Annotated in this window: 22 protein-coding genes; 13 read left to right on the top strand and 9 right to left on the bottom strand. The window is 67.3% G+C overall.

Translation table 11 applies throughout. The annotated features are described in order from the left end of the window. Positions 1–24: 24 nt before the first annotated feature. The 3 genes from BLQ28_RS29800 to BLQ28_RS29790 all read right to left on the bottom strand — a co-directional run bounded on the left by BLQ28_RS29800 (position 25) and on the right by BLQ28_RS29790 (position 1825). Positions 25–585, bottom strand: coding sequence for a flavodoxin family protein (locus BLQ28_RS29800; RefSeq protein ID WP_093246990.1), 561 nt, complete (start codon positions 583–585; stop codon positions 25–27). A 34-nt stretch (positions 586–619) separates the two neighbouring features. Beyond that, positions 620–1039 (bottom strand): DoxX family protein, encoded by a 420-nt coding sequence (locus tag BLQ28_RS29795; protein WP_093246938.1) that lies wholly within the window; start codon positions 1037–1039, stop codon positions 620–622. Positions 1040–1123: 84 nt separating this feature from the next. Next, positions 1124–1825 (bottom strand): pirin family protein, encoded by a 702-nt coding sequence (locus tag BLQ28_RS29790; protein ID WP_093246937.1) that lies wholly within the window; start codon positions 1823–1825, stop codon positions 1124–1126. A 162-nt stretch (positions 1826–1987) separates the two neighbouring features. Between BLQ28_RS29790 and BLQ28_RS29785 the strand changes: the two genes are divergently transcribed. From BLQ28_RS29785 to BLQ28_RS29765, 5 genes are all read left to right on the top strand, one after another. Then, positions 1988–2941 carry a LysR family transcriptional regulator gene (locus BLQ28_RS29785; RefSeq protein WP_093246936.1) on the top strand — a complete coding sequence of 318 codons (954 nt, stop codon included), beginning with the start codon at positions 1988–1990 and terminating at the stop codon, positions 2939–2941. A gap of 116 nt (positions 2942–3057) precedes the next feature. After that, positions 3058–4140, top strand: a complete 1083-nt coding sequence (locus BLQ28_RS29780; RefSeq protein ID WP_093246935.1) for an NAD(P)/FAD-dependent oxidoreductase — start codon at positions 3058–3060, stop codon at positions 4138–4140. 7 nt (positions 4141–4147) lie between these two features. Continuing rightward, a complete protein-coding gene (gluQRS, locus tag BLQ28_RS29775) occupies positions 4148–5113 on the top strand; it encodes a tRNA glutamyl-Q(34) synthetase GluQRS (protein ID WP_093246934.1) in 966 nt (321 codons plus the stop codon). Continuing rightward, positions 5110–5901: a tRNA (guanosine(46)-N7)-methyltransferase TrmB gene (gene trmB, locus BLQ28_RS29770; protein WP_093246933.1), complete on the top strand. Its 792-nt coding sequence runs from the start codon at positions 5110–5112 to the stop codon at positions 5899–5901. The genes gluQRS and trmB overlap by 4 nt, the downstream gene beginning before the upstream one ends. 226 nt (positions 5902–6127) lie before the next feature. After that, a complete protein-coding gene (locus BLQ28_RS29765) occupies positions 6128–7309 on the top strand; it encodes an ABC transporter substrate-binding protein (RefSeq protein WP_093246932.1) in 1182 nt (393 codons plus the stop codon). An 18-nt stretch (positions 7310–7327) separates the two neighbouring features. Here BLQ28_RS29765 and BLQ28_RS29760 read toward each other — a convergent pair whose 3' ends face one another. Continuing rightward, positions 7328–8206 carry a LysR family transcriptional regulator gene (locus tag BLQ28_RS29760; protein ID WP_093246931.1) on the bottom strand — a complete coding sequence of 293 codons (879 nt, stop codon included), beginning with the start codon at positions 8204–8206 and terminating at the stop codon, positions 7328–7330. Positions 8207–8277: 71 nt separating this feature from the next. Between BLQ28_RS29760 and BLQ28_RS29755 the strand changes: the two genes are divergently transcribed. Both BLQ28_RS29755 and BLQ28_RS29750 read left to right on the top strand, forming a co-directional pair. After that, complete coding sequence (locus BLQ28_RS29755; RefSeq protein ID WP_218121968.1) at positions 8278–8817, top strand: GNAT family N-acetyltransferase; 540 nt, start codon at positions 8278–8280, stop codon at positions 8815–8817. A gap of 3 nt (positions 8818–8820) precedes the next feature. Continuing rightward, complete coding sequence (locus BLQ28_RS29750) at positions 8821–10335, top strand: MFS transporter (protein ID WP_093246929.1); 1515 nt, start codon at positions 8821–8823, stop codon at positions 10333–10335. A 26-nt stretch (positions 10336–10361) separates the two neighbouring features. On the opposite strand, the gene BLQ28_RS29745 is transcribed toward BLQ28_RS29750, so the two are convergent. Further along, the gene (locus BLQ28_RS29745; RefSeq protein ID WP_093246928.1) at positions 10362–11048 is read right to left on the bottom strand and encodes an alpha/beta hydrolase; all 687 of its coding nucleotides are present in this window, start codon (positions 11046–11048) and stop codon (positions 10362–10364) included. A 101-nt stretch (positions 11049–11149) separates the two neighbouring features. Further along, positions 11150–11872: a Crp/Fnr family transcriptional regulator gene (locus BLQ28_RS29740; protein ID WP_093246927.1), complete on the bottom strand. Its 723-nt coding sequence runs from the start codon at positions 11870–11872 to the stop codon at positions 11150–11152. Between the two features lie 137 nt (positions 11873–12009). Between BLQ28_RS29740 and BLQ28_RS29735 the strand changes: the two genes are divergently transcribed. From BLQ28_RS29735 to BLQ28_RS29720, 4 genes are all read left to right on the top strand, one after another. After that, positions 12010–12600 (top strand): HD domain-containing protein, encoded by a 591-nt coding sequence (locus BLQ28_RS29735; RefSeq protein ID WP_093246926.1) that lies wholly within the window; start codon positions 12010–12012, stop codon positions 12598–12600. A 21-nt stretch (positions 12601–12621) separates the two neighbouring features. After that, on the top strand, positions 12622–13389 hold the full coding sequence (locus BLQ28_RS29730; protein WP_093246925.1) for a class II aldolase/adducin family protein: 768 nt from the start codon (positions 12622–12624) through the stop codon (positions 13387–13389). Between the two features lie 95 nt (positions 13390–13484). Continuing rightward, positions 13485–14369, top strand: a complete 885-nt coding sequence (locus BLQ28_RS29725) for a bile acid:sodium symporter family protein (RefSeq protein WP_093246924.1) — start codon at positions 13485–13487, stop codon at positions 14367–14369. A gap of 61 nt (positions 14370–14430) precedes the next feature. Next, the gene (locus BLQ28_RS29720; protein ID WP_093246923.1) at positions 14431–16701 is read left to right on the top strand and encodes a glycoside hydrolase family 3 N-terminal domain-containing protein; all 2271 of its coding nucleotides are present in this window, start codon (positions 14431–14433) and stop codon (positions 16699–16701) included. Between the two features lie 43 nt (positions 16702–16744). Here BLQ28_RS29720 and BLQ28_RS29715 read toward each other — a convergent pair whose 3' ends face one another. After that, positions 16745–17098 (bottom strand): hypothetical protein, encoded by a 354-nt coding sequence (locus BLQ28_RS29715; protein ID WP_093246989.1) that lies wholly within the window; start codon positions 17096–17098, stop codon positions 16745–16747. Between the two features lie 176 nt (positions 17099–17274). On the opposite strand from BLQ28_RS29715, the gene BLQ28_RS29710 reads away from it, so the two are divergent. Beyond that, positions 17275–17958, top strand: a complete 684-nt coding sequence (locus BLQ28_RS29710) for a class I SAM-dependent methyltransferase (protein WP_093246922.1) — start codon at positions 17275–17277, stop codon at positions 17956–17958. A gap of 108 nt (positions 17959–18066) precedes the next feature. Next, on the top strand, positions 18067–18354 hold the full coding sequence (locus tag BLQ28_RS29705; RefSeq protein WP_093246921.1) for a hypothetical protein: 288 nt from the start codon (positions 18067–18069) through the stop codon (positions 18352–18354). Between the two features lie 84 nt (positions 18355–18438). On the opposite strand, the gene BLQ28_RS29700 is transcribed toward BLQ28_RS29705, so the two are convergent. Together BLQ28_RS29700 and BLQ28_RS29695 are read right to left on the bottom strand one after the other, a co-directional pair. Continuing rightward, positions 18439–18789 (bottom strand): alpha/beta hydrolase, encoded by a 351-nt coding sequence (locus tag BLQ28_RS29700; RefSeq protein ID WP_093246920.1) that lies wholly within the window; start codon positions 18787–18789, stop codon positions 18439–18441. Positions 18790–19050: 261 nt separating this feature from the next. Continuing rightward, a complete protein-coding gene (locus BLQ28_RS29695; RefSeq protein WP_093246919.1) occupies positions 19051–20616 on the bottom strand; it encodes an efflux transporter outer membrane subunit in 1566 nt (521 codons plus the stop codon).

Raw genomic sequence — 20616 nt, 5'->3', positions numbered from 1 at the left:
CCGTGGGCGGCGGGTTGCTTGGCGTTACTTGGCAGTCGCGCGTGATCTTGCCACCTCGGCCACGCGTGCGCCAAATGCGCGGGCGGTCTCGAAGTCGCCCTTGTGCATCTCGGCCGGGCTGGCGTCGGACGGCGATTGCGTCAGCAGGCCGCTGTAGCCGCCCACGTAGTTCATCGAATCGCGCGTGGCCGCCTTGTTGTTGCTCGGCAGGATGCCCAGGCTGACCCAGATGCCGCTGTGCTGCATCGCGAGCGTCCACAGGTAGGTCAGTGTCGCGACCTTGTCGCCGTTCATGGTGGCGCTGTTGGTGAAGCCGGCGAAGAGCTTGTCTTTCCAGCCCTGCGTGTACCAGACCTTCGACGACGCATCGGCGAACTTCTTGAACTGCCAGCTCACGCCGCCCATGTAGGTCGGCGAGCCGAAGATGATGGCGTCGGCCGCGGCCAGCGTTTCCCAGCCGCCTTCGGGCAGGTTGCCGTCGGCATCGATGGCGAGCAGCTGCGCGCCTGCACTCTCGGCCACGGCCTGGGCCACGCGCTGGGTATGGCCGTAGCCGGAATGGAAGACGACGACGATGTCGGCCATGTTCATGTGCTCCTTGAGGAATGGAATCGATCGATCAACGCTTGTCGATGCTGAAGCGGCCGGGGCCGAAAGCAGCCAGCGCCAGCAGGCCACCGGCAATCGCGATGTTCTTGTTGAAGTTGATCTGCTGCATCATTTTCATGGCTTCGGGCGCCGACCAGTACTTGTGGAAGAACAGCGCGGTGACCACGGTGAAGATCGCCATCACGATGGCGGTCCAGCGGGTCTTGAAGCCCAGCAGCAGCGCGATGCCCAGGCCCAGCTCGATGACGATGGCAACCGCGGCCGCCACTTCGGGCAACGGCAGGCCGGCCGAGGTGATGTAGCCGACGGTGCCGCCGAAGCCCATGAGCTTGCCGATGCCGGCGGGAATGAACAGGAACGCGATCATGAGGCGGCCGATCAGGGCCAGCGTGTCTTGTGCGGCGTTGGGGGTGGGGGTTGTGGTTGCCATGGTTGAAAGCTCCTCGGTTGTTTGAAGTGGAAGAACAGGAAAAGGGGACAAGAAAAAAGCCGGGCGACAAGCGCCCGGCATCGATCACGCGACCAGGTCGAACACCAGCACTTCGGCGTCCTTGCCACCGGCCAGCGTCAGTTGCGATTCGCCTTCGAGCATCGCGGCGTCGCCGCCCGAGAGCTTCTGGCCGTTGACTTCGAGCTCGCCGCGCACCAGGTGCACGTAGCTCTTGCGCTTCGGGTCCAGCGCCAGGCTGGCCTTTTCGTCGCCGTCGAGCAGGCCTGCATACAGGCGCGCATCGGCATGCACCGTGACCGAGCCGTCGCTGCCATCGGGCGAAGCCACCAGGCGCAGCTTGCCGCGCTTCTCGGCGTCGCTGAACTTCTTCTGTTCGTAGCCGGGCGCGATGCCGCGCACGTTGGGCTCGATCCAGATCTGCAGGAAGTGCGTGGTCTCGTCGGCCTTGTGGTTGAACTCGCTGTGCATCACGCCGCGCCCCGCGCTCATGCGCTGCACGTCGCCGGGGGGAATGGACTCGATGTTCCCCATGCTGTCCTTGTGCGCCAGCTCGCCCGACAGCACGTAGCTGATGATCTCCATGTCCTTGTGGCCGTGGGTGCCGAAACCGGCACCGGCGGCCACGCGGTCTTCGTTGATCACGCGCAGGTTGCCGAAGCCCATGTGGGCCGGGTCGTAGTAGCCAGCGAAAGAAAAGCTGTGGAACGAGCGCAGCCAGCCATGGTCGGCATAACCGCGTTCCTGTGATTTACGGACTTGCAACATCGTCGAACTCCTTGTGGCCCTGCCCTGTGGGGACTGTTCGGGCCTTCTTCGTATGCCGCGCCGGATGCGCAGCGGATGTAAGGAACTTTAGGTCTGCGGCCCCTTGTGAAAGACGCCGCGGTTTGATGGCACCATTCAAATAATTTGATCGATGGAGCCGCCATGCCCAGCCCCCGAGATGTACTGACCCCCGACGCCCTCGCCATGCTCCAGACCGTGGCCAGCGCGGGCAGCTTTGCCGGTGCCGCCCGCGCGCTGAACCTCGTGCCCAGCGCGCTGAGCTACCGGGTGCGCCAGATCGAGGACGCGCTCGACGTGCTGCTGTTCGACCGCAGCGCGCGCCAGGCCCGACTGACCGAAGCCGGCGCCGAACTGCTGCGCGAAGCGACGCGGCTGCTGGGCGAGATCGATGCGGTGGCCAACCGCGTCAAACGCGTGGCCACCGGCTGGGAGCCGATGCTGACCATCGCGGTCGACAGCGTGATCGCGCGCGACCCGCTGCTCGACCTGTGCACCGCCTTCTTCGCGCTCGAGCCGCCCACGCGCCTGAAGCTGCGCGACGAGACGCTGTTCGGCACCATCGAGGCACTGACCAGCGGCGAGGCCGACCTTGCGATCGGCGCGGTGCTCGATGCGCCGAGCCTGGCCCTCACCGCCACGGGCCTGCGCAGCCGGCCGATCGGCGAGCTGCGCTTCGTCTACGCGGTGGCGCCGCATCACCCGCTGGCGCGCGTGCCCCAGCCCTTGAGCGATGCGGTCATGCGCCAGCACCGCGCGGTGGCCGCCGCCGATTCGGCACGCGGCGGATCGAGCATGACCGTCAACCTCATGGGCGGGCAAGACGTGCTCACCGTGCCGAGCATGCAGGCCAAGATCGCCGCGCAGCTGCACGGCCTGGGCGGCGGCTTTCTGCCCGAGCCGATGGCGCGGCCCTACATCGAGGCCGGGCACCTGGTCGAACTCGCGACCGAACGCCAGCCGCCGCTGGGCACCATGCATTGCGCGTGGCGCGTGCGCAGCGCGGGCAGACCGGGACGCGCGCTCGAATGGTGGCTCGCGCAGTTCGAGCACGAAGCCACGCGCCGCGCGCTGCTCGAGAGGCATCGCGGCCGCTGAGAACATGGCTGCCATGTTTGCAATCCGAGGGTGAGCCCTTAGCCGGCAGCCCCTGCAGACCGATGTAGAGTGCACACACATCCATCCGCATTCCATCCAGAAGAAAAGAGTCCGCCATGCCCAAAAGCGCAACTGCCAAGCCAGCCGACCGCCACCGAACGCCCGCCACCCCGCGCCACTACGCCGTCATCGGCGCCGGCATTGCCGGCGTGGCCTGTGCCCGCACGCTGCGGCAGGCGGGCCACAAGGTCACGCTGTTCGAGCGCAACGAGGTACCCGGCGGCCGCATGGCCAGTGCCGACACCGCCTTCGGCCGTTTCGACAGCGGTGCGCAGTACTTCACCGTGCGCGACCCGCGCTTTGCGCTGGCCCTCGAAGCCACACCCGGCCTGTGCAAGCGCTGGAGCGCCAACCTCGTGCGCGTGCTCGATGCCCACGGCCGCGTGGCTGAAGCCGCACTGCCCTCGCTCGAAGCGCACTGGGTGGCGCAACCCGGCATGGATGCACTGGTCGCGCACTGGGCCGCGCCGCTGGGCGACAGCCTCATCACCGGCACGCAGGTGACGCAGATCGAGCCCGATGCGCTCGATCCCCAACGCTGGCAATTGCGCACCGCGGGTGCCGACGATTCGCAGCACGTGTATTCGGGCTTCGACGCCGTGCTGCTCGCCGTGCCGCCTTCGCGCACGCGTGCGCTGCTGGGCGACGGCAAGCTCTCGGCCACGCTCAGCCGCAAGATCGAACCCGTGCGCATCGCGCCCTGCTGGACGCTGATGATCGCCTTCCCGCAGGCCAATCAGCCCACCATGTCGCACCTCGGCCCGCAATGGAATGCGGCACGCAGCACCCACCACCGCGTGGCGTGGCTGGCGCGTGAATCGTCCAAGCCCGGCCGCGACCCCATCGAGCGCTGGACGCTGCAAGCCAGCGCCGCATGGTCGCAAGAGCATCTGCGCGACACGCCTTCGCGCGTCGAAGCCAAGCTGCTTCGCGCCTTCGCCGAGATCACCGGCATCCATGCCACGCCCGCGCATGCCCAGGCCCTGTGCTGGAGCGAGGCCCAGACGCAAGTGCCGCTTGGCCAGACCCACCTGTGGGACGCCAAGGCCCGCATCGGCGTGGCCGGCGACTGGTGCACCGGCCATCGCGTGGAAGACGCGTTCCTCTCGGGCCTTTCGCTCGCGCTTGCGGTGATCTGATCCGGGGATGGGGGAGACCGGCCGTTTCGCGCCCTCGCCCACCGGGCCGCTGCATGCGGGCTCGCTGGTGGCCGCGCTCGCGAGCTGGCTCGACGTGCGCGCCCGCGGCCCGCAGGCACGCTGGCTGATCCGCATCGAAGACGCCGACACCGAGCGTTGCCTGCCCGGCATGGGCGAGCACATCCTCCAGCAACTGGCCGAGTGCAGCCTGCTGCCCGACGAGGCACCCGTGTGGCAAACGCAGCGCACCGCCCTTTACGAGGCGGCGCTGTCCACGCTGCAGGCACGGGGCCTGGCCTACCCCTGCGGCTGTTCGCGCAAGGACATCAACACCGCTTTGGCGCGCCTGGGCCAGCACCATGAACGCCATGGCGAGCGGGTCTACCCCGGCACTTGCCGCGACGGGCTGCATGGCAAGCCCGCACGGGCCTGGCGCTTTGCCACCGAGAAGTTCGAGGCCGACCGTCCGCCCACGCCCGGTGTGCCCTGGGACGAAAGCAGCGAATCCGAAGAAGCACGCAGCGAGCTCTGCTGGACCGACCGCCGCCTGGGCCTGCAATGCCAGAACGTCAGCCGCGAGGTCGGCGACTTCGTGCTGCGCCGCGCCGACGGCCCCTGGGCCTACCAGCTCGCGGTGGTGGTCGACGATGCCGAGCAAGGCGTGACCGACGTGGTGCGCGGCGAAGACCTCACCGACAACACCGCGCGCCAGATCCTGCTGCAGCGCGCGCTCGGCCTACCGACGCCCAGCTACCTGCACACGCCGCTGGTGCGCGGCGCCGACGGCGACAAGCTCTCCAAGCAGAACGGCGCTACCGCCATCGACACCGGCACGCCGCAAGCCGCGCTGGCCGCGCTCGACGCCGCCGCGCGCGTGCTCGGTTTGCGCCCCGCCACGGGTGCCACATGTGCCGCCGCGCTGGCCGGCTGGGTGCCCGAATGGCGCGCTCTCTACAATTCGCGGCCCACATGAACTTCCCCGACACCGTGCCCAACGACCTCCCGCGCAGCGACGACGCGCCCGCATCCGCCGATGGCAACAACGGCGACAACAGCGGCGATGACGCCGCCAAGCCGCATCCGCTGCACCGCCGGCTCAAGAGCTTCGTGAAACGTGCCGGCCGCACCACCGAAGGCCAGGCGCGCGCCTTCGCCGAGCTGGGCCCGCTGTTCCTTGTTCCCTACAAGCCCGAGCCGCTCGACCTGACGGAAGCCTTCGGCGGCCGTGCCGGCCCCACCGTGCTGGAGATCGGCTTCGGCATGGGCGAGGCCACGGCGCACATCGCGACCGTGCTGCCCGACACCAATTTCCTCTGCTGCGAAGTGCACGAGCCCGGCGTGGGCGCGCTGCTCAAGCGCATCGGCGAGCAGTCGCTGTCGAACATCCGCATCTGCGCGCACGACGCCGTCGACGTGCTCGACCACATGCTGCAGCCCGGCACGCTGGCCGGCGTGCATGTGTTCTTTCCCGACCCCTGGCACAAGAAGCGACACAACAAGCGCCGGCTGATCCAGCCCGAATTCGTGACCAAGCTGGCGCAGCACCTGCGCACCGGCGGCTACATCCATTGCGCCACCGACTGGCAACCCTACGCCGAGCAGATGCTCGAAGTGCTGGCCGCCGAACCGCTGCTGCGCAACACGGCCGAGGCCTATGCGCCCAAACCCGAATACCGGCCGCTGACCAAGTTCGAGAACCGCGGCATCAAGCTGGGCCACGGCGTGTGGGACCTGGTGTTCGAGCGCACTTCCGCCGCCTGATTCGCGCCACTGCGTTTGCGACGTAAGAGGAGCGGCACGCGCTCTTCTTTCGGCGGGCCTTCTTTCTCCTTCTGCCTTCTGCATCGGCATGCAGTGCGTGTCGGCGCAACGCTCACGCGCATCGCGGGCCCAGCGGATTTCCTCAGGGAATTCCGCCCCGCCGCCCGACTTCCCCCCTGGCCCCAATATTGCTACACTTTTTTACTACTGTTAAAAAAGGTGTCGCATGAACACATCTCGCAGGGAATGGCTGGGGAAGGCATACGGGGCATTGCTGCTGGGAAGTGGCATCGGCGGCATGGCCGGCCCCGCGATGGCGCAGTCTGCAAAGACGGCGCCCGCAGCCGCCGGCACGCCGCGCGTCGTGCTCCTCGGGCAGTCGGTGCCGCTCACGGGCAGCGCCAGTGAAATCGGCAACGCCTTCGCGGCCGGTAGCCGGCTCGCGGTGAGCGGCTTCAACGAACGCAATGCCGCCGCCGGCCTGCAGCTGAAGCTGCTGCAGCTCGACGACGGCTACGACGCGGCACGCGCCACTACCAACGCGCGCACGCTGCTCACGACCAACAAGGCCGACATGCTCTTCGGCTTCGTCGGCACCGCCAGCAGCGAGGCCGGCGCGAATGTCGCCACGCAGCAGGGCAGCCTGCTCTTCGCGCCCTTCGCCGCCTCCGACACCTTGCGCGGCGCCGACCATCCCAACGTGTTCCATGTGCGCCCCGGCATGATCGACGAAGCCCTCAAGATCGTGCGCCAGTGCGCCACCGTGGGGCAGACGCGCGTGGCCCTCGTGGGCGACGACGACGCCATGGGCCGCGCAGGCCTGGCGGCCGTGCAGCAGGCCATCACCGAGCTGAAGCTCACGCCGCTGGTCGCGACCGCGCTGGTGCCCGCCAGCGGCGACAAGCTCGACGCCGCCCTGAAGACGGTGCAGCAACAGTCGCCCCAAGCCATCGTGCTGGTGTCGCTCTCGGGCACCACGGCCAACGCCATCCGCAAGCTGCGCAAGAGCGGCTATGCGGGCAACTTCATGGCCTTCTCGATTGTCGGCATCGACCCGCTCTACGCCACGCTGGGCAAGGACATCGGCGGCATCGTGATCTCGCAGGTGGTGCCGTCGCCGCGGCCTTCGGCCATACCGATCGTCAAGGAATACCTGGCGGCCGTCGACAACTCCGACCAGACGGCGTCGTACGAAGGGCTCGAAGGCTTCATCGCGGCCAAGGCGGCCGGCGAGGCGGTGCGCCGCGCGGGCCGCGGCTTCACCACCGCCAGCCTGCAGCGCGTGATGACCGGCATGACCGACTACGACGTCGGCGGCTTCCGCATCAACCTGCGGCCCGGCCTGCGCGACAACGTGCGCAGCATCGACCTGATCAGCATTTCCGCCGACGGCCGTGTCCTGAGGTAAGGCGCGGCGCCGGCGCCCTCACGCGGGGGTGTCGCGCAGCAGTTCGGTGAAGCGCGTCTGCACGTACGTGGCCGTGGCGCCCAGCATGCGGCCCTGCAGCCAGAGCATGCGCACCGAGAGCCTGGGCAACGCGAGCGAGGGGCAAGGCACTTCCTGCAGGGCCTTGCGATAGCCCTCGTAGTGCGCGATGTTGACGGGCAGCACCGCCCACCCGAGCTTGTCGGCCACCATCTCGGCCGTGCTGTAGAAACTGTCGCAGCGCCACACGCGGGGGCTGTGCGCCACCTCGTGCACGTCGTCGGCATGCATCAGCAGTTGCCGGTGCTGCACCAGGTCTTTGCGGCGGACCGTGCGGCCGTCGGCCAGCGGATGGTCGATGGCCACGAACACGCCCTGCGGCACGCTGCCGATGCGCCGCATGTCGAAGCAGGGCCGCACCGGGCCGCGATCGAAATGAAAGGCGACGCTGGCGCGCTCCTGCTCCACGTAGTCGGCCACCTCGGTGGCGGTGCCATTGAGCACGGTGAGTTCGAGGTTGGGAAACTTCACCGAGATCTCGCGCATCAGCGTCCGGATGGCCGTGAACGGCAAGGCTTCGTCCAGGGCGATGGACAACGCGGCCTCGCTCCCCGCGTTCAGCGACCGGGCACGCTGGTCGAGCTGCTCGGCCTGGCGCAACAGCTCGCGTGCTTCGAGCAGCAGCACCTGCCCTGCCTCGGACAACTGCGCGTTCCGGCGCGAGCGGTCGAACAGCGCCACGCCCAGGTCGACCTCGAGCAGGCCGATGGCCGTGCTCACGGCCGATTGCGCCTTGCCCAGATGGCGTGCGGCTGCCGAGAACGAGCCGCAGTCGGCGGTCGTCACGAATTGGCGGAGTTGATCGACGGTCCATTCCATGCGAGCGACTCATCTATTTTTCAGATGGATTTCATCTTTATTCATCCATTTTAATGGCGCAACATGCGGCCATGACGATTTCTCGTACACACATGGCACCGTTCACGCTGAGCTGGCGCAGCGATCTTTCCCAGGCCGAGGCCATCGCCGCCCTGTTCCTGCGGCAGCTCAGCCCCCACTACATCTCGCACTCCGAGTTGCAGGAGCGCCGCGCCGTGGCCATCGGCGAATGGCGCAGCGACTTGCCCGAAGTCTTGCGGGCCCAGGTGCGCCAGGCCCTGGCGCAGCCCCTCGCGACGTCGAACACGCTGGTCGCGACCGCACACAGCGGCGACACGCTGGCCGGCATCGCGCTGGTGTCGATCGATGAGGCCAGGCTGGCGTCACGCGCCTTCGCCACCCTCGACGATCTGGTGGTCGATGCGCCCTTCCAGGGCTCCGGCCTGGGCTCGCTGATGTTCGACTGGCTCTGCGCCGAACTGCGGCAACAGCGCGGCATCGCGCGGCTCTTTCTCGAAAGCGGCATCGGCAACGAAGACGCGCACCGCTTCTTCAAGGCACGCGGATGCACGCCCGTGTCGGTCACGATGCTCAAGGAGCTGGAAGGCTGAGCCATGACCCACACCACAAAGAAATGGCTCACGCTGGCCATCGTCTCGATGGCGCTGCTGCTGATCGTGGTCGACATGACCGTGCTCTACACGGCCCTGCCCACGCTCACGCACGACCTGGCCGCCTCGACCTCCGCCAAGCTCTGGATCATCAACGCGTACACCGTCGTCGTCTCCGGCCTGCTGCTGGGCATGGGCGCGCTGGGCGACCGCGTGGGCTACCGGCGCATGTTCGTCGCGGGGCTGGCCGTCTTCGGCCTGGCCTCGCTGTGCGCGGCCTATGCGCCCACGTCGGGCGCGCTCATCGCGGCGCGCGCGCTGCTGGGCGTGGGCGCCTCGATGATGATGCCGGCCACGCTGGCCATCATCCGGCTGACCTTCACCGACGACCGCGAGCGCGCCGTGGCCATCGGCGTGTGGGCGTCGGTGGCATCGGGTGGCGCCGCGCTCGGACCGGTGATCGGCGGCGTCCTGCTCGAATACTTCTGGTGGGGCTCGGTCTTTCTCATCAACGTGCCGGTGGTGGTCCTGGCGCTGGTGCTGGGCCTGTGGCTGCTGCCGCGCCAGCGTGCCACCAGCCACAGGCCGTGGGACTTCATCGGCTCCGTGCAGGTGCTGGCCGCGCTGGTGTGCCTGGTGCTGACGATCAAGGAGTTCGCCAAGTACGCGCCATCGGCCACCACAGCCACGCTGACCGGAACGCTGGCCGCCGTTGCCATGTTCTTCTTCGTGCGGCGCCAACGGCGCAGCGCGGCGCCGTTGATCGACTTCCGCCTGTTCCGCAACCCGTACTTCTCGGGCGGCGTGATCGCGGCCGTCGTGGCGTCGGTGGCGTTGATCGGCGTCGAGCTGGTCTTCAGCCAGCGGCTGCAACTGGTGACTGGCCTGACGCCGCTGCAGGCGGGCCTTGCGATCCTGCCGCTTCCGCTGGCCGCCTTCGTGTCGGGCCCGGTCGCGGGCCTGATGCTGGCGCGCCTGGGTTCGCGCCGCATCATCCTGCTGGGCCTGCTCACCACGGCATTGGCGCTGTGCGGGCTGGCACTGTTCGCCGATGTGCAGGGCCCGGGCAAGCTGGGCGTGCTGGTCCTGCTGGGGCTGGGCATCGGCGCGACCATCACGGCCGCGTCCAACGCGATCATGAACAACGCACCGGTGGAGCATGCGGGCATGGCCGCATCGATCGAAGAAGTCTCGTACGAACTGGGTGGCGTGCTGGGCATCGCCCTGCTGGGCAGCGTGCTGTCGTCGAGCTACACGGCGGCGATGGTAGTCCCCGAGGGGCTGGCCGTGCCCTCGTCCGCCAGCGACGGCATCGATGCCGCGCTGCTCGCCGCAGAGACACTGCCGACGCAGGTGGCGTCGCAGCTCGTCACGCTCGCGCACACGGCGTTCGACCAGGCCTTCTTTGCGGTGATGGCCGTGGCCGTGCTGATCGTCGTCGCAGCCGCAGGCTCGGTCGCCGCGCTGGGCTGGTGGGCCGGGCCGCGGGCGACACGCATCGAAGGGCGCGCGTCCTGACGCGACGCCCTCCGGTAAAGGGCTGATCAGCCCTGTGCGGCTTCGTCGATCAGCGCGGCCACTTCGACCGGCTTCGACGCCAGCGATGCATGGCTGGCCGCCAGCGTGATGACCTTCTTCGCACCGAGCCGGGCCGACATGCGCTCCTGGTTGGCCGGCGCGATCATGCGGTCGTCGCTCGAGATCTGGTACCACGATGGCTTCTTCTTCCATGCCGGTGCCGTGATCGCATCGCCGAAGGTGCTGGCCAGTGGTGCCTTCTGCGTCACGCCCATTACGCGGCCTTCTTCGGCGCTCAGGTCTTGGCAGAAACTTTCGTGGAACTTCTCGGGCACCACCCACAGGTAGCCGTCGCTGTCGGGCGCCAGGTTGGCGGCTGCCACCGGCGGATGTTGCTGCGTGATGCCACCGGGGCTTTCGCCGGCATCGGGCGCAAAGGCCGCGATGTAGACCAGCCCGGTCACGTTGGGCAAATCGCCGGCCTGCGTGATCACCGCGCCGCCATACGAATGGCCGACCAGCAGCACCGGGCCCTGCTGCTGCACGACCATCTTGCGCAGGCGTTCAGCATCTTCGGCCAGCGAGGTCAGCGGCAGTTCGACCGCGTGCAGCGAGGTGTAGCCCTTGCGCAGAAGCTCGGCGATGACGCCGTTCCAATGCGCGGCACCGCCCCAGAAACCATGAACCAGAACGACGGTAGGTTTGTTGCTCATTTTTGAAATTACTCCCTGGTTGATTGATGAACCGGCCCGCCATGGCGGCGAACCGGCCGGCTTTTATACCCCTGCCGCCCCGCCAGCGCGATGACATGACTTCACCCCGTGCTCACCAACCCCTGAAGCGCATCGACCGACAGCAATTCGATGCGCCCGTAGCCCAGCGAGATCAGCCCCTCGCCCGCCAGCGCATTGAGTTCTTTCGACAGCGTCTGGCGCGTCACGCCAAGCATCATCGCCAGCGCTTCCTGCGACAGCATCAGCTTGCGCCGCAGGTGCACCGACTGCGTGGCGTCGCCGCGCGCCAGCACCAGCAGCCGGTGCGCCACGCGCGCGCGCAGGCTGCGCAGCGTGGCGTCTTCGGTCAGGCCGTAGAGCATTCGTACACGTGCCGCCAGCATGGCCGCGATGGCGTTGGCAAAGACACCGTCGCGCATCTGCTGCACGAAGGCCTCGGGCGGCACCACGAGCAGGTCGAGCGCTTCGAGCGCGGTGGCGTCGTGCGTGCGCGGCGAGCCGTCGATCAGCGTGATCTCGCCGAACCAGTTGCCCGGCTCCAGCACCGCGAGGATGGCCTCGCGCCCGTCCTGCCGCAGCGATGAAATCTTGATGGTGCCCGCCACCAGCCCATAGAAGCCCCCACCCGCCGCGTGGATCGGATCGCCCTGGCGAAACACCATCGTGCCGCGCCGCACGTGGATGAGTTCGGCCGCGCCCAGCAGGGCCTCGCGCTGCGCGCGCGGAATGCTGGTGAACCACGGGTTGCCTTCGAGCGCAGCGCGGTGCGGGGCGGAAAGTCGCGGCTTGGCAGAGGCAGGCATCAGGGGAAAAGCGTCCGGGGACAGGGGTTTACCAGCACCCCGCATTGTCAAATTCTTGACAGTTCAGCGTCAAGCACAGGTCTACAGTGACCGGCACCCCCACACAGACAACCACCGGCAACAACGGAGACGACACGATGAACGCACGCGCAAGTTTCAAGAGCATGCAGGAAAGCACGCGCGAAGACTGGCAACTGATCGGCGGCGAGTTCATGCAGTTCACGGGCGGCCTGCCCGCGCGCGTGATCAAGCACCTGCAGATTCTGGAAGGCGACTACGGCGGCTTTCCGGTCGACCGCTACACCCACTCGCTGCAGACCGCCACGCGCGCCCTGCGCGATGGCCGCGACGAGGAATACGTGGTGTGCGCGCTGCTGCACGACATCGGCGACACGCTCGGCAGCTTCAACCACCCCGACATCGCCGCGGCGATCCTCAAGCCCTTCGTGAGCGAAGCCAACCACTGGATGGTGCAGAACCACGGCATCTTCCAGGGCCACTACTTCTTTCACCACATCGGGCTGGACCGCAACATGCGCGACAACTTCAAGGGCCACCCGCACTACGAACGTACCGCCGAGTTCTGCGCGCTCTACGACAACCCGGCCTTCGACCCCAAGGCCGAGACCTTGCCGATCAGCGAATTCGAGCCCATGCTGCGCCGGGTGATGGCGCAGCCGAAGCAAAGCATCTACAAGGCCGCGCTGACCGAACCCGCGGCCGCCTGACCCACCCCGAGGAAACACCCCATGAACGCCTTTGCCCAACCCGAAATCCAGAAGCTCGTCTCCGCCGAAGAGTGGCAGCTTCGCGTCGACCTCGCCGCCTGCTACCGCCTCGTGGCGCTCTATGGCTGGAGCGACCTCGTGTTCACGCACATCAGCGCGCGCGTGCCCGGCCCCGAGCACCACTTCCTGATCAACCCCTACGGCCTGATGTTCGACGAGATCACCGCGTCGAGCCTGGTCAAGGTCGACCAGCAGTGCAACAAGATCATCGACTCGCCCTACCCCGTGAACCCGGCCGGCTTCGTGATCCACAGCGCGGTGCATGCCGCGCGCGAAGACATCCAGTGCGTGCTGCACACCCACACCAAGGCCGGCATCGCCGTGAGCGCGCAAAAGAATGGCGTGCTGCCCATCAGCCAGCAATCGACCTTCGTGCTGAATTCGCTGGCCTATCACGACTACGAAGGCGTGGCCTTCCGCGATGACGAGAAGCCGCGCCTGCAGGCCGACATGGGCCATGCCAACTTCCTGATGCTGCGCAACCACGGCCTCCTGACCTGCGGCAAGACCATTGCCGACGCCTTCCTTTCGATGTACACCTTCGAGAACACCTGCCAGATCCAGATTGCGGCGCAGTCGGGCGGCAGCGAACTCACGCACGTCAACCCGAAGATCATCGATGGCGTAGGCCAGGCGATGAAGGTGCAGAGCGGCGGCCTGGGCGGCCTGTTCGTCTGGCCTTCGCTGATCCGCAAGCTCGACCGCATCGACGACAGCTACAAACAATAAGACCCGTCGGTCCCCGGTTTCCACGGCTGCCAGCGCCTGCACGACAGGTGCCGGCAGCCATTTTTTTATAAGAACCCAAAGAGGAGACAAGCACCATGGACAGCACCGTCATCGTTACCCGCTTCCTGTTCGGCGCGCTCGCGCTCGTGATGTTCGGGCTCGGGCTTTCGCTTTCGCTCGCCGACTTCCGGCGCCTGTTCAGGCATCCGAAAGCCGTGGCCATCGCGCTGCTGCTGCAGGTCGTCGGGTTGCCGCTGGCCTGCTACGCCATCATCGTGGGCTTCGGCCTGTCGCCGGTGTTCGCCATCGGGCTGATGTTGCTGGCGGCCTCGCCGGGCGGCATTTCGGCCAACCTGTTCTCGCATCTGTTCGGCGGCAACGTGGCCATGAACATCTCGCTCACTGCGGTGAACACGCTGCTGTCGATCGTCACGCTGCCGCTCATCGCCAACTGGGCCATCGGCCATTTCGCGCAGAGCGGCCAGGTGGTGCCGCTGCAGACGCGCAAGCTGGTGGAGGTGATCGCCATCGTGCTCGTTCCGGTGGCCATTGGCATGTTCGTGGCCTCGCGCCGGCCCGGCTTTGCGGCGCGCATGGAAAAGCCGACCAAGATCTTCAGCGGCGTGGTGCTCGCGGTGGTGACCGTGCTGGCCATCGCGAACGAGTGGAAGACCATGACGGCCACCTTCGCCGAGATCGGCCTGCCCGTGCTGCTGTTCAACCTCGTGAGCCTGCTCGCGGGCTACTACCTGAGCCGCGCCGCCGGCCTCGACAAGCCGCTGGCCACCGCCATCAGCTACGAGATCGGCATCCACAACTCGACGCTGGCCATCTTCATCGCGGTGAGCGTGCTCGGCAGCTTTCCGCTGGCACTGCCGGCCGCCATCTATTCGGTGGTGATGTACGTCACCGCGCCGCTGTTCGGCTGGCTGCTGCTGCGCCGGCCGCAACCCATTGCGGTCCGGGCGCCAGGCCACTGAAGACCCAGTATCGAAAGGCATTCGAACGGGCCGCCTTCTTTTCGCCCGAGAATGGGCGGCCATGAGCGTTCGAAACCTTGGCGTCGCCAGCCTGCTCGGGCTGGCGTGCATCTCTTTCTCTTCCGCCGCAGAAAAACCCCCGACCGATCCGCCCGATGCAGGCCTTGCCCGCATCGAGGCGCTGATCGCGCGCATGACGCCGCAGGAAAAGGCCGGCCAGCTCAGCCTGTACGGCCCGGCCGACACCAACATCCCCAACAACCCGCAAGCCGGCTGGCGCAACGGGCAGCAGGAGACGGCCGACGTGCGCGCCGGGCGCATCACCGGCCTCTTCAACAACGCGGGCCTCGAAGGCAAGCTGCGGCTCCAGCAGATCGCGGTGCGCGAATCGCGGCTGGGCATTCCGCTGATCTTCGGCGCCGACGTGATCCACGGCTTTCGCACCATGTTCCCGATGCCGCTGGCCGAGGTGTCGAGCTGGGAGCCCGCGCTGGCCGAGCGCACCGCACGCGCGGCGGCGGTCGAGGCCACGGCCGACGGCTTTCGCTGGACCCTCGCGCCCATGGTCGACATCGCGCGCGACGCGCGCTGGGGCCGTGGCCTCGAAGGCGTAGGCGAAGACGTGTACCTTGCGCGCCAGTTCGCGGCCGCGCGGGTGCGCGGCTTCCAGGGCAGCCATCTGTCGAACGCCGATTCGATGCTCGCCACGCCCAAGCACTTCGCGGCCTACGGCGCGGCAGAAGGCGGGCTCGACTACAACCCCAGCGAGGTCTCGGAGCGCACGCTGCGCGAGGTCTACCTGCCGCCGTTTCGCGCGGCCATCGATGCCGGGGCGCTGTCGGTCATGAGCGCCTTCAACGAGATCGGCGGCATTCCCTCGACCGCCAATCCCGCGCTGCTGACCGGTGTGCTGCGCGACGAATGGAAGTTCAAGGGCTTCGTGGTGTCCGACTACACGGCCGACGAGGAACTGGTCGAGCACGGCTATGCCGCCAATCCGCGCGAAGCGGCAAAGCAGGCTTTCATGGCCGGCACCGACGTCAGCATGCAGAGCGGCCTGTACATGCGCTACCTGCCCGACCTCGTGGCCACCGGCGAAGTGCCGATGGCGCGGCTCGACGAGGCGGTGCGCCGCGTGCTGTGGGTCAAGTACAAGCTCGGGCTCTTCGACAATCCGTTGCGCGGCCTCGACGGCCCGCCCGCCGCGGCCCGCGCGGAGAACCCCGAGTTCATCGCACTGGCCCGCGAGAGCGCGCGCCGCTCCATCGTGATGCTGAAAAACGAGCGCATGCTGCTGCCGTTGCCCAAGGCCGGCACGAAGATCGCGCTGATCGGCCCTTTTGCCGAAGGCACCACCGATCTGCTGGGCGCCTGGAGCCTGTTCCCGGGCCAGACCGCACCGGTGGGCATCGACCAGGGGCTGCGCGCCGCACTGGGCACCCACTCGTCGCTGACCATCGTGCGCGGCTCGAACGTCGAGTCGCCTCTGCCCGGCGGCATCGACGCCGCCGTGGCTGCCGCGCGCGACGCCGACGTGGTGCTGCTGGCCATCGGCGAGAGCGAGAAGATGTCGGGCGAGGCACGCTCGCGCAGCGACATCGGCATGCCGCAGGCGCAGCAGGACCTGGCAGAAGCCGTGGCCGCCACCGGCAAGCCCGTGGTCGTGCTGCTGAGCAATGGCCGCGCGATGGCGCTCAAGGGCGCGGTGCGCAATGCGCGCGCCATCCTCGTGACCTGGTTCCTCGGCGTGCAGACCGGCAACGCGATTGCCGACGTGGTGTTCGGCGACTTCAATCCTTCAGGCCGCCTGCCTGTGAGCTTTCCGCAGACGGCGGGCCAGGTGCCCTACTACTACGCCCACAAGCGCACGGGGCGCCCCACGCCCGAAGGCGCACCGGGCACGCTCTTCAAGACGCGCTACCTGGACGCGACGAACGAAGCGCTCTACCCCTTCGGCTTCGGCATCGGCTATGCGCCGGTGCGCTACGACAACGTCGAACTGAGCCAGGACCGGATGACGCTGTCGGACACGCTGCGCGTGCGTGCGACCGTCACCAACACCGGCCAGCGCGAGGCCGAGGAAGTGGTGCAGCTCTACACCGCCCAACGCGCCGCCAGCGTGACGCGGCCGGTGCGCGAGCTCAAGGGATTTAAGAAGGTGCGCATCGCGCCCGGCGCATCGACCGTCGTCGAGTTCACGCTCACGGCCGCCGACCTGCAGTTCATCGGTCGCGACATGAAGCCCACGGTGGAACCGGGCGAGTTCGATCTGTGGGTGGCGCCTTCCGCCGCGAGCGGCATCCGCAGGCACTTCGTGCTCACCCGCGACTGAACCGGGCGGTGCATGCGCGGGGCATGCACCGCATGTTCGCGGCCTATTCGCCGCTCACTGTCGAAGGCGCCGACATGTGTGCCGATGCCACCGGCGGCAGCACCTGCGATTCGGGAATCTCGGTCGGGTGGATGCCGTTGTTGGCGCGCACCGCCTCGGCCTGAACCTGCGCACGGTCGGCACCGCCCATCAATGGAGCCACCTGCGATTCGGCGATCTCGGTCGCATGAATGCCCGTGTTGGCACGCACCGCATCCGCGGCCACTGCGTCGCGCGATTGGGTCGAGTGCGAGATCTGCGGATAGTCGGGGTCGGCACGCCCGCCCGCATGCGCGAACGAAGCCAGCACCAGTGCCGGCACGGCCGCGATGCACAAGGTAGCGATACGAACTTTCATGAAAGTCTCCATGAGTGATGACGCTTTCACTCTAGGACGCTGCACTTACCGGCCTGTGAGAACTCGCTTAGCACCGTGTGAGAAGGCCTTTGCACGTACGCCGAACCGGCCGGCACGCATACTGCCTCACCTTTGCTGCTTCGAGGCCTCGCACGCGAGGCCCCGCTCCTCTTCCGATGCCGGGCTACCAAATCAAGCTGGAACGCATCGCGATCGCGGGCGCGGACGACCTCGTCATCCGGTCGCTGCTCGACCGCCAGCAGTTCTCCGACCCACTCGGCACAGCCGCCGCACAGGGCATTTCTTCGGCCGCATGGCCCATGTTCGGGCTGCTGTGGCCCTCCGGTGCGCAATTGGCCGCGCGCATGGCCGTGCATCCGGTCGTGATCGGCGCACGCGTGCTCGAGATCGGCTGCGGCCTTGCGCTCGCGAGCCTCGTCGGCCATCGCCGCGGCAACGACATGACCGCCAGCGACTGCCATCCGCTCACCGCCGGTTTTCTGCTGGAGAACCTTCGACTCAATGCACTGCCGCCGATGAAGTACCGGCGCGGCCACTGGGGCATGCGCGAGACCGGCGCCGATGGCGACGTGCGTGGCGTGTACGACCTCATCATCGGCAGCGACCTGCTCTACGAGCGCGACGCAAAGGGACTGCTCGCCGCCTTCATCGCCCGCCACGCAAGCCCCGCCGCCGAGGTGTGGATCGTCGACCCCGACCGGGGCAACCGCGCGGCCTTCAATCGGCAGATGGCCGACGAAGGATTCGGCATGTGCGAAGAGCGGCTCGACCGGCTCGCGACCGCGGAAAACCTGGCCTATCGGGGACGATTGCTGACCTACAAGCGGATCGGCGGTTGAGGCTCTATATTCGGCCGTTTTCCGCTCGCGAAACGTACTGAGAAGAAGTGCTTCGTTGCGCATCAATGCAATGCCGATGAGCACTTTCACCTCAAGCCCCACCATCCGATGCACTCCATCATTCCCGCCGAATCGCGCCTGCAACTCGTCGCCGACAGCGACAGCGAAGTCGAGACCTACTGGTTCCAGTCGAATGGTTTCGTTCGCGCGATCACCGGTGTCAGCGACGGCCCCGTGTGCGCGCCGCTCTTTCGCTACCGGTTTCTTTCCGAAGACAGCATCGAACTGATCGGCCACGACGGCGTTGCCGGCACATGGACCGGCATGCGGATCGAAGGCGATCTGCTGCGCGCCGAGCGTGCGGGCAAACCCGTGGCCTTTCGCATCGAAGCCTGATCCGGATCGCCCACGAAAAAACGGGCCCGAGGGCCCGTTTGTTCTTTGTGCAGCCGACGTGTCGTGTCGGCTTGCGGACTTGGCTTACAGGCCAGCCTGGCGCGTGAACGACACGCTGGGCTTCTTGTAGGCGGCCGGCACTTCGTCGCGGTAGAACGCACGGCGGTCGAGGCTGGCGAGCGGGTCGTGAGCCTTGGCAACGGCTTCAGCCTGAACGACAGCGCGGTCGGCCGTCGAGGTGAAGGGTTGTGCGCCAGCGGTGGAGCCGTCACCGTAGACGTTGCCAGCGTGTGCGGCGACAACGGCTTGCGATGCGACATCGGCACGCGAGATCGTGGAGTTCACGGTGTGCACGCCGTCATAGGTTTCTGCATGTGCTCCGGCAGCAGCCAGGAGCGAGAGAGCAGCAGCAGCGAGGATCTTCGAGGCATTCATTTCAATCTCCTTCAGGGGTTGGTTGGTGAGATGAAGTGTGAGCCTGAAGCGCATCAAAAAACGCTTGCGAAATGAACCACGGCGTTCACAGGATTGAAACAATGCAGCCCTTGAAAAGCTGCGGGTCAATAGGGGTTGCCCGAACTTTCTCCTATGAAGCAGGTGGGGTTTACCAGCCTCCGTCAAAGAGGCGCCGCAACAAATACAAACACCTTCAACAACAATGAAACAACATGCGCGACAGCCCCCGAAGCGCGCACGTCATTCACCGGAAGGTGCTGCCGCCTCCCGGTTCCACCATCCTCCGCCCAGCGCCTGGAACAGCGCGGCAGTGTCTCCCAGCCGCGTGGCTTGCGCCTGTGCCAGCGCGAGCATGGCCTGGTGATGTGCCTGCTCCGCCGTGAGCAGCGCAAGGCGATCCACGTAGCCACGGCCCAGTTGCCGGCGGATCAGTTCCATCGACGTCTTCGTCGTGCGTTCCAGCTCGACAGTCGCCTGCAATGCCCTGGCGTCCGCATGGATCGCCTGCAGGGTGTCCGCCACGTTCTGGAAGGCGGTGATGACCGTCGCGCGGTACTGCGCGTCGGCTTGGCGCAGTTCTTCCTCGGCCGCGCGCTGGCGATGCCGCAGCACGCCGCCATCGAACAACGGCTGCGTGATGTTGCCGGCCAGGCTGAAGAAGCGGCCTGAGTCCAGGAACATCTGGCCGAAGCGGCTGGCAGCGCCGCCCCATGTCGCGTCGATGGAAAACTGCGGCAGCCGGTTCGCGATGGCTACGCCGACCTGCGCACTCGCCGCCTGCAACTGCGCCTCTGCGGCGCGCACGTCGGGGCGTTGCGCCACGAGCTGCGAAGGCAGGCTCAGCGGCAATTCGCGCGGCAGCGTCAACGACGCGAGGTCGAAGGACTCGGGCAACTCCACGTCCTGCACACCACCCGTGAGTGCACGCAACAGGTTGCGGGTCTGCTCGAACTGCTTCTCTAGCGGCGGCAGCAACTGGTTGGCCTGTGCAAGCGCGTTCTCCTGCACGGCAAGGTCCAGCCGCGAGGCGTACCCGGCCTTGAGTTGCCGCTGCAGCAGCGCGACCGATTGGGTGTTGACCTCGATGATCTCGCGCGTCGTTGCGATCTGCTGGCGCAGCGAGGCTTCTTGTATTGCCGCGGCTACCACGTTGACCGCCAGCGTGAGGTACGTCGCCTCCAGCTGCAGCTGCTGGTAGCTCGCCTGCGCCTGCAGCGCCTCGACCTGGCGCCGATTGCCGCCGAACACGTCGGGCGTGTAGCCCACGGTCAATTGCGCCGTGTGAAAGTTGTAGATCACCGGTGCATTGAAGGGCGCGGTGCCGCCGTCCTTGGCGGGGGTGTTCGCGGTGGTGCTGATCACCGTTCCATTGCCTTGCACACCGGGTGAATTGCCACCGAGATTGCCCGCGATCTTGGTGCGTGCCGGCGAATAGCTGGCCTGCACCGACGGAAAGAAAAAGCCCCGCTGCGCCCGCACGTTCTCTTGCGCGACGCGCAGCGCCGCCTGTGCGGACTCGATCGTCGGGTTGGCCGCAAAGGCCTTGCGCACCACCGCATCGAGCGGCTTCGATCCGAACAGCGTCCACCAGTCGGCCTGGATGTCACGCGTGGCATCAAAACGCTGCGCCTCGCCTGCAGGCACGGGCGCCGAAGCCGTCGCCTCGGGCAGCGGCTTCGGCGAGAAGCCATTCGACGCCGCCAGCGTCGGGCGCACGTAGTCCGGGCCCACGGCGCAGCCGGCCATCAGCATCGCGCTCGCCAGCGCCACGGTGTGCAGGAGGCCCGGCCTTGTCGATCGGTTCAT

The organism is Variovorax sp. EL159 (assembly GCF_900100965.1).
Classification (GTDB): Bacteria; Pseudomonadota; Gammaproteobacteria; order Burkholderiales; family Burkholderiaceae_C; genus Variovorax.
This window is presented reverse-complemented; position numbering and strand designations above follow the sequence as displayed.